General features: G+C 37.2%; 6 protein-coding genes. 2 read left to right on the forward strand and 4 right to left on the reverse strand.

What is annotated here, in order from left to right:
• The first annotated feature begins 1,210 nt into the window (after positions 1–1,210).
• Complete coding sequence (gene argH / locus JL102_RS23280; protein WP_202246881.1) at positions 1,211–2,497, forward strand: argininosuccinate lyase; 1,287 nt, start codon at positions 1,211–1,213, stop codon at positions 2,495–2,497.
• A gap of 92 nt (positions 2,498–2,589) precedes the next feature.
• On the opposite strand, the gene JL102_RS23285 is transcribed toward argH, so the two are convergent.
• The 4 genes from JL102_RS23285 to JL102_RS23300 form a co-directional block, all read right to left on the reverse strand.
• A complete protein-coding gene (locus JL102_RS23285; protein ID WP_202246882.1) occupies positions 2,590–3,225 on the reverse strand; it encodes a hypothetical protein in 636 nt (211 codons plus the stop codon).
• Positions 3,226–3,271: 46 nt separating this feature from the next.
• Positions 3,272–6,004 carry a class III lanthionine synthetase LanKC gene (lanKC, locus tag JL102_RS23290; protein ID WP_202246883.1) on the reverse strand — a complete coding sequence of 911 codons (2,733 nt, stop codon included), beginning with the start codon at positions 6,002–6,004 and terminating at the stop codon, positions 3,272–3,274.
• A 222-nt stretch (positions 6,005–6,226) separates the two neighbouring features.
• A complete protein-coding gene (locus tag JL102_RS23295) occupies positions 6,227–6,412 on the reverse strand; it encodes a hypothetical protein (protein ID WP_202246884.1) in 186 nt (61 codons plus the stop codon).
• Between the two features lie 445 nt (positions 6,413–6,857).
• Positions 6,858–7,319 carry a YfiT family bacillithiol transferase gene (locus tag JL102_RS23300; RefSeq protein ID WP_202246885.1) on the reverse strand — a complete coding sequence of 154 codons (462 nt, stop codon included), beginning with the start codon at positions 7,317–7,319 and terminating at the stop codon, positions 6,858–6,860.
• Positions 7,320–7,482: 163 nt separating this feature from the next.
• Here JL102_RS23300 and JL102_RS24205 point away from each other — a divergent pair, with 163 nt between their 5' ends.
• Positions 7,483–7,734 (forward strand): transposase, encoded by a 252-nt coding sequence (locus tag JL102_RS24205; RefSeq protein ID WP_202246886.1) that lies wholly within the window; start codon positions 7,483–7,485, stop codon positions 7,732–7,734.
• Positions 7,735–7,838 lie beyond the last annotated feature (104 nt).

Below are 7,838 nucleotides of genomic sequence, written 5' to 3' on the forward strand. Positions count from 1 at the left end.
CGTTCTAATTCTTTAGGGATTTTATGTTTCATTAGGTTGCTATTTACATTCAGTTTATTCAATGTGTTTCAACTGGTTTCGTATTGAAGACAAATATCGGGGAATAAACCCTATGAAATAATTAAAATTTATTCGCTATGTATGGGGTGATTCGTGTTTAAATCACTGATATTCAGTTAATTAAAATTTTTAAAAAATAACTTTATTTGATTTGCTAATAATGTCGGCTTAGCAATAAGCGCTCTAATTATGGTAGAAGGGTGTTGAAATGTTTATAACCAGGGCCGGTATAGAAGTAAAGAAGGAGAAGTATGCATTAGTAGATATGTGATAACCGGCGTTCTACTATACCTATGTAATATGCGTAAGTAGACAGATTTTAACTTCACTGAAGTACCACTATTAGTTATAATGAGGAGTATTGATAATTAATAATTCCTTTTTTTAGGGCTATTTTTCAGTCCATAAAGCCGAACTAAATTTTTTTTTAATAAGTCCTCCGCAATATATGATTCACTTCTAGCCAGCGCTGAGGATTAGGATAGTTAAGTAGTTTCAACTTCATTATGCACCTAACAGCAGGGAAGGGGTGCGGGCGAAGGAGTTACGGAATATTATGTTATTTGCGATACAATAATGAGTAGTTGACGATAATCTGCCAAAGTGCTCATGTTTATAAAGTATTTATACCCAGTGAGATGAAAGTGTTACCTCTATTATGCACTTACTTAATGCTCGTTTTTACTAGCAAAATGATAGGGTAAGCGACTGCTTTTTTGTTTTCATAGTAATATCAACCAAATACATGCATGGTAAACTGGCATTAAAAATCAGAAGCGGATTTTACACTTAACCGCGGATGAATTTTTAGTCATAGATTCCATGTTGCCATTAAAAATTAACAAATACACATGAAATGAGCATAAACGTAAGTAATCCTAAATTATACCAACCGAGGATGAATGTAGTTTATCGCGAATTCCATGTTACCATTGGAAATAAACACATATACATGAAATGAGCATAAACTTTAGCGTCCCAAATTATACCAACCGGGATGAATAAAGTTTGTAGCGAATTCCATGTGGCAATTTAAAATTAACTAATACACATGAAATCGACATTAAAAATCCGAAGCGATTTTACATCAACCGCTGATGAATTTTTAATCAAAGATTCCATGTGGCCACTGATAATAAACAAAATACACATGAAACTTTGGGATAAAGGATACCAAATTGAAAAAGCCGTAGAAGAATTTACAGTAGGTAACGACCGGGAACTGGACCTGCACTTGGCTAAATATGACGTTCAAGGATCATTAGCACATGCGCAAATACTTCACGAAATAGGTATTTTGACGGATAACGACATACAAGGAATAGAGCGGGAGATCAAAGAAATATTAGTAAGCATAGAACAAGGTACTTTTACCATAGAAGAAAATTTTGAAGATGTTCATTCTAAAGTAGAGCATTTACTTACCGAAAAACTTGGGGATGCCGGAAAGAAAATACATACAGCACGGTCCAGAAATGACCAGGTACTAATGGATATGCATCTGTTTTGCAAGGAAGAAATAAAAACTATTAGAGCCCTAATCAAACAGCTTTTTGATCGCCTAATTACACTGAGCGAAACTCATAAAGAGGTGTTGATCCCGGGCTACACGCATTTACAAATTGCTATGCCTTCTTCTTTTGGTTTGTGGTTTGGTGCCTACGCAGAAGCTCTGATAGATGATATATACTTCCTGAATGCTGCATTAAAAATAGCTGACCAGAATCCGCTGGGATCGGCAGCGGGATACGGTAGTTCCTTTCCTATTAACCGTACTTCCACTACCCATAAAATGGGGTTTGCCACATTGAAATATAATTCAGTAGCGGCACAAATGAGCCGGGGCAAAATGGAAAAGTCTATTAGTTTTGCTTTAGCAAGTACGTCCGGTACACTAGCTAAATTTGCTATGGACGTATGCCTTTATATGAGCCAGAATTTTGGTTTTTTAACCTTTCCGGCCCACCTCACGACAGGCAGCAGCATTATGCCGCACAAAAAGAATCCTGATGTTTTCGAACTTATCAGAGGTAAGTGTAATAAGATACAAGCACTCCCTACGGAATTGACTTTGCTTATCAATAATTTACCCAGTGGTTATCACCGGGACTTTCAGTTATTAAAGGAAAGTTTATTCAGCGGCCTTTTTAATGTAAAATCATGCCTGCAGATCAGTGAATTTATGCTGCAGCATATTATCATTAACAAAGAAGCCATTAATGATAAAAAGTATGATTACTTGTATAGCGTGGAAGTGGTAAATAGAGAGGTTCAAAATGGCCTTTCTTTCCGTGAAGCCTACCAAAAAGTCGGACAATTGATAGAAGCAGGCCAATATTCACCGGATAAGGATGTCAACCACACGCATGAAGGAAGCATAGGTAATTTATGCAATAAAGAAATAGAGGCTAAAATGGATACCGCACTGGCAGGATAAATCACCACAACCAGCCGGAACTTTATTCATTACCCACTAAGTAATGCGCGTGACCCAAACTGTCATAAGTTTTTATGACAGGCTCTCCATGGTTATTTACATATAGGGCCAGTTTTAAGTGCATTACTTTTATTGAGCAAATAAAGGCCTACGTTTTGATCACTGTTTCTTCCAATAAATAACCTTGTTGGAGATAGGTTGGCTGTATCCGCCCAAAATTTATCCAGTGCGGCCTCTCTTCGTTCAGCATTTTCCATACTTTCAATGGTGTGGAGTTCATTAATGATCCTATCCACCGGCTTATCCGACCTTTCCTGGATCATAAGGCCGTACCTTCTTCTCCAGCCCCCATCTACCCTCTCCTCCTCATGCCTCAGTGTCATTATCTGATCACTTTTCCGCTGATCAAAAGAAAGCAACTGGTAATTACTCACACTATCAATATCAAATACCAATCCGCCAATCTCATCCCCTTCCCTATTAAAGAATAATATTCCGGGGGTATCTCTTTCCGTCTTAATAGTATCTACTGGCTTGCTGTTGAGTGTAGCTAAGGCTTGTCTGGAAGGGTTACTCAGCACTATGTATTTATTGCCTTCAGCATCGGTGATATTAAGCCTTTCTGCCGATATCTCTGTGAATACGTTATGGTCGGGATAATCACGATAAACTAGATAGCATATCACAAACAATAACAATATAAAATTCAATACAACCAGTACCTTCATCTATGGATAATCATTTAAGTATAAACTTAAAAATTTCTAGCGTCAACTAAACGGTCATATTAGCATAAGTTTTTTGTAAAGCAGTTAACTGCTTAACATCCAGGTCCAAAAAATGCCTTTCTGTATTATTAAGAAGCCTTAAAAAGAATAATCCAATGCCAGCTGAACCAGTAGCATAATCATGACAAATGCGGGTTAACCACCTACCCGGAAAGGCCATGCCTTCGGGTTTCTCTATACCAAACCACATAATAGACTCAGCCATGTCCAACCCATAGGTTCTAAACCTTTCATCTCCGGTATAATGGTAAATATCTATCATTAATTCACCAATTCCAGCCATACCTTCAAACTGACCTGGTATAAAAGAATACTTAATATAAGAATCCTCGGCGATCTTTAACGCAAGCTTTTTAAACCGATCATCTTTTAAAATATGATAAAAACGGATAAGTACACTTCCTATACCTGCAGCGCCATGTATAAAATAGGGATATAACAAAACATCATCTTTAAATCTTTTCCATTGTACTCCCACTTCGCTCTCCACTTGTTGAGCCAGATCGAACTCTATGGCGCGTAAAGCGGTGTCCAAAAACTTGGTTTGCTGTGTAGCAACATACAGGTATAATAGATAGAGACCTATGCCACTGGCTCCATACCCATAGCCATAATGCGTGGTATTATCCGTATTAGATGGCCAAAAACAGGCATCGTCTTTCTTTTGAGCTATGTCTATTAAATGGTTGCCTATAATAATGGCTTCTTCCAGGTATCTATAATTTTCCGTTTTGGTATAAAAATAAAGACTTACCAGCCCGCAGCCAGCAGATCCATTGAATATACATGCCTCATCGAGCAACATGGACGAACTGAAGACCATATCCATAAGTTCTTCCGCCCTCTCTCTATACCCCATCTGATCAAAGGTATATGCTATACCTGCCATCCCGGTAAATAACCCTGGTGGGTAGTTACCATGATCTAACTTTTTAGACAGCATCCAGTCTGCCGCTTTTTGAGGCAATGTTTTAGTGGCTTCTAAAACAAATAGAGCGGTACCACAAGCTCCATATGATATATTCAGCGGGTTAGTGGAAAATATAACATAGTGAGCAGGCCATAGCCTCTCTGTACGATCATAATCAGCAGTAACCCTAATGTAGTTTATCATTTTATCGACCGCGTCTACCAACTGGGATTGAATATCTTCGGTTTTTAAGGCTGTTGTAGATGGATAGCCCACCGGATTAAGCCAGGAGGTTAATAGTTGAAGTGCCTCGTTTTCATCTCCCTTCATCAGGGCATCGAGTATTTGTTTTATTTCTACCGGTAACCCTAGTTGTACAAATTCATGGAGTAGTCTGTCCCTGGCACCGGGGTTTAATTTAAACATATTGTTAGCAGGAATAATGGCATTGTATAATGTCATAGCCACCGCATAAAAATCATCTTTAGCAGTAACCTTGCCTCGGTCTTTACGCCCTTTCTTAATATAACCTTCTGTACCCCACTCGGCTGCATATTTAAGTATCTGCTCACTATCATGCGTAAATACTGCGCTTTCAAAATCAATCAGCCAGCACTCCAATGTATCTTTATTAATAAGTATATTTCGAGGCGAAATATCTCCTAACAACACGCCTTTTTCATGAATGGACTTAACCATGTTGATGATGCTAATAGCAATTTTCTTAAATTTAGCGGCAAATCCTGCTATTACCTCGGCTCTCCGGACATAAGGGGCAAAAATATTATCATCACTTGCCCAGAATTCATCCAACCCCATAACATCTATCCTTTTCTCTACTAAAAAGGTATGTTCCCACTCCTGAAACAGTTCAACAGGTTCTGGTATAAATGGGAGTTCTTTTAAATGATCGAGAATAGCATACTCTCTTTTAAGTAGGTGTACGGCATCCCATTGTTCGTGGTCTACTTGCCAGTAATTAGTATATGGCCTTGCTTCTTTTATTACAATTTCCTGCCCCGTAAGGGTGTCCTTTCCATGATAGACGCCACCAGCGTTAGAAAACCCAAACACTCCTTCTACCACATACCTATCATGCAAAAGAGTACCTTCACCATCGCCTGAAGATACCGGCCTATCAAAAGGGTCTTCTACCCATGAGGGTAAATTAAAATAAGGCAACCGCTCGTCTGGCACGTATTCACCTTCCGGGGAAAGCATATAATACATTTTGGTGCCATATATAGTTAGTTTGCCAATAGGTTTAAAGCCTCCATACCTGTAATGAATAATTTTACTGTCTTTGTACCTCCTGTCGGACAAAATATATGGGCCTACAAATTTTTTATCGTTAGTAGCCTGATAAAGCTGTTCTATACTCTCGGTAAACTCCTTTAGGTGCTTGGGGTAAATCGTCATAAATTTACCAGCATGTCCGCGTGGCTGCCCCTTAGAGTTTAACTGATCAAGTATATTCTGATCACATGCTATTTTGAAGTTTATCTTATTTTTTATCAATAAGGGTACCACATTGTCTAATATGGCTATAGCATTATCAGCACCGCAAGAAAGGTGGATCTTAAACCCTTGCACATCATATTCAATATCAGAAAGGTGGGGTAAATGTTCGTGACATTGAACATGTAGCCATACGTCATTTCGTATAATTTTCCATTGCTGCTGAGGTACCAGCTCTTTCAGTTTATTTAAGAAATTTGGTGCAGCCCTATACCTGGATAATGGTTCATAATACTCAGGGTGAACAATGGCAAATAAATTTTGTACGGCAATATCGGCGGCTCGGTCCATGATTGATAAGGGGTAGAGATGGGAACTAACAGCTTTCGGAATAACTATGTGGCAGCTGCATTAACATTTAAAGGGTCTTGAAAATACTGGAAGTATAAGGACCGTCCCAAAAGCCTTATGCTGTACGATAATGGATATATTCCTTATCATCACTAGTATAACATTTCCAATTTTAAATTGGGAACATCAACTTTTGGGACAGTTAATAAACCTAATTAAGACTTAATGAGGTTCCAACCCTGTTCCAATTTGGCATCCCCCGGTACTCCTAGCACTACAAGTTCCACTTTGACTGCTTTTCAACAAAACAACGTCTTCATTGGCACCTCCTTTAATTTTTTGCAGTTGTAAAATTCTTTCAAAAGAATTTTCAAAATGACTTAAAGGTTTTTTACTTTTACTTGACATAATAGTTAAGATTTAGTGTTAAAAATTAAGATGTAAAAAAACAAGATCATGATTTAGATGAGGCAATAATCATATGCTGTTATATCGTTAAGATATAACAAAACATATATTTATTGTGATCTTTATGAAATTACCAATTATTGGTGTAGTAAACAACGAGAGAAAATTTTCGCCCATTTAAGGATGTAATATTGTATATAAAACCAATATTTTTTTAGCGAAAAATGAAGAATGAAACTATCAAATTTACCTTGCATAAGGCAACTCTGGAAGCCAATGAAATAACAATTTACTCCAATTAAATTAAATCGTTTTAGTTAATTACATATGTAAGGGTATTAATATTTTATCCAATTATTATTAAATCTGTTTCTTTAGTGAATAAAAACAATTATAAAAGATCTCGTAACATACAATATGGCCCTGAAAAAATACATGGCTATCTTTAATGGTACTCACCTTTAAAATTTAAAGCTTGTTTAATTTGAGCTAAATGATGATTAGAATGCCAGGCATAGTTACCTATAGTTTCGGCCAGTTTAAAAGATTTACCATGTTCAGGGTGGTTAAATGCTAACGCTAGCTCTTCGCTTGTTAAATTCTTCAAAAGCAATGCCCATTTATTATGTAATCCTCGTAGGATCAACAAAGAATCACTGATATCATCATTTAACGAATCACTTAATTCAGCCCATCTATCTTCGAAATATGGGCGAATAGTAGGTGTATCTTCGGTCAAAGCAAGTTTAAACCGTATTAAAGCATTCATATGACTATCTGAACAATGGTGAACCAACTGCTTAATCGTCCACCCGTCAGGTCGGTACTTCCAGCTTAACTGTTCTTTATCCGGACTTTTATTGAGAATGTATTTTCCAATCGGAAACTTTAATTGTTCAATATTCATTAGTTTCTTTTTAACCTAAGTGATCAGGTAAAATCAATACTTTATTTCCTCTACCAAAAGTAACTTAACCCGGAAAATTCATCTGTAGGGCGATAATTTGGGTGTAAGGTGTTATCTTTGAGATAGTTACAGACAAAAACAATCCCTTAACGAATACCCAAATATTAGGAACAAAAATACAGCATATTATCGAGGGAACGTAGAAGTTTCTGTTGATTTTTCGGCTAATGAGATCAGCCCTGACGGGGCAGTTGTTTTATTGGAAAAGCTGGAGCGCAAGCATCAACCCATCTCTTACTTTAATGGCCACATTAAAGATCGTCGTGACCCCTTACGTACGGTCCATAGTATTGAAAAGCTACTCAAGCAACGTGTTTTCACTTTTATTTGGTCCAGAATTAATTCCTTCCGATAAAGATTTAATATTAAGCCAGGCATAACATCGCTTTTTTTCTGACAGCCTCTTATTTCACTGGTAGCTTGGATGATTTGTTTAAGGTATAAATACCTGAGCAATAA

Source organism: Fulvivirga sediminis (genome assembly GCF_016757215.1).
GTDB classification, from domain to species: domain Bacteria; phylum Bacteroidota; class Bacteroidia; order Cytophagales; family Cyclobacteriaceae; genus Fulvivirga; species Fulvivirga sediminis.

Bases quoted from the DNA above. Each gene is read 5' to 3' on its own strand.
- argH (WP_202246881.1), top strand. From the start codon at position 1,211: ATGAAACTTTGGGATAAAGGATACCAAATTGAAAAAGCCGTAGAAGAA.
- JL102_RS23285 (WP_202246882.1), bottom strand. From the start codon at position 3,225: ATGAAGGTACTGGTTGTATTGAATTTTATATTGTTATTGTTTGTGATA.
- lanKC (WP_202246883.1), bottom strand. From the start codon at position 6,004: ATGGACCGAGCCGCCGATATTGCCGTACAAAATTTATTTGCCATTGTT.
- JL102_RS23295 (WP_202246884.1), bottom strand. From the start codon at position 6,412: ATGTCAAGTAAAAGTAAAAAACCTTTAAGTCATTTTGAAAATTCTTTT.
- JL102_RS23300 (WP_202246885.1), bottom strand. From the start codon at position 7,319: ATGAATATTGAACAATTAAAGTTTCCGATTGGAAAATACATTCTCAAT.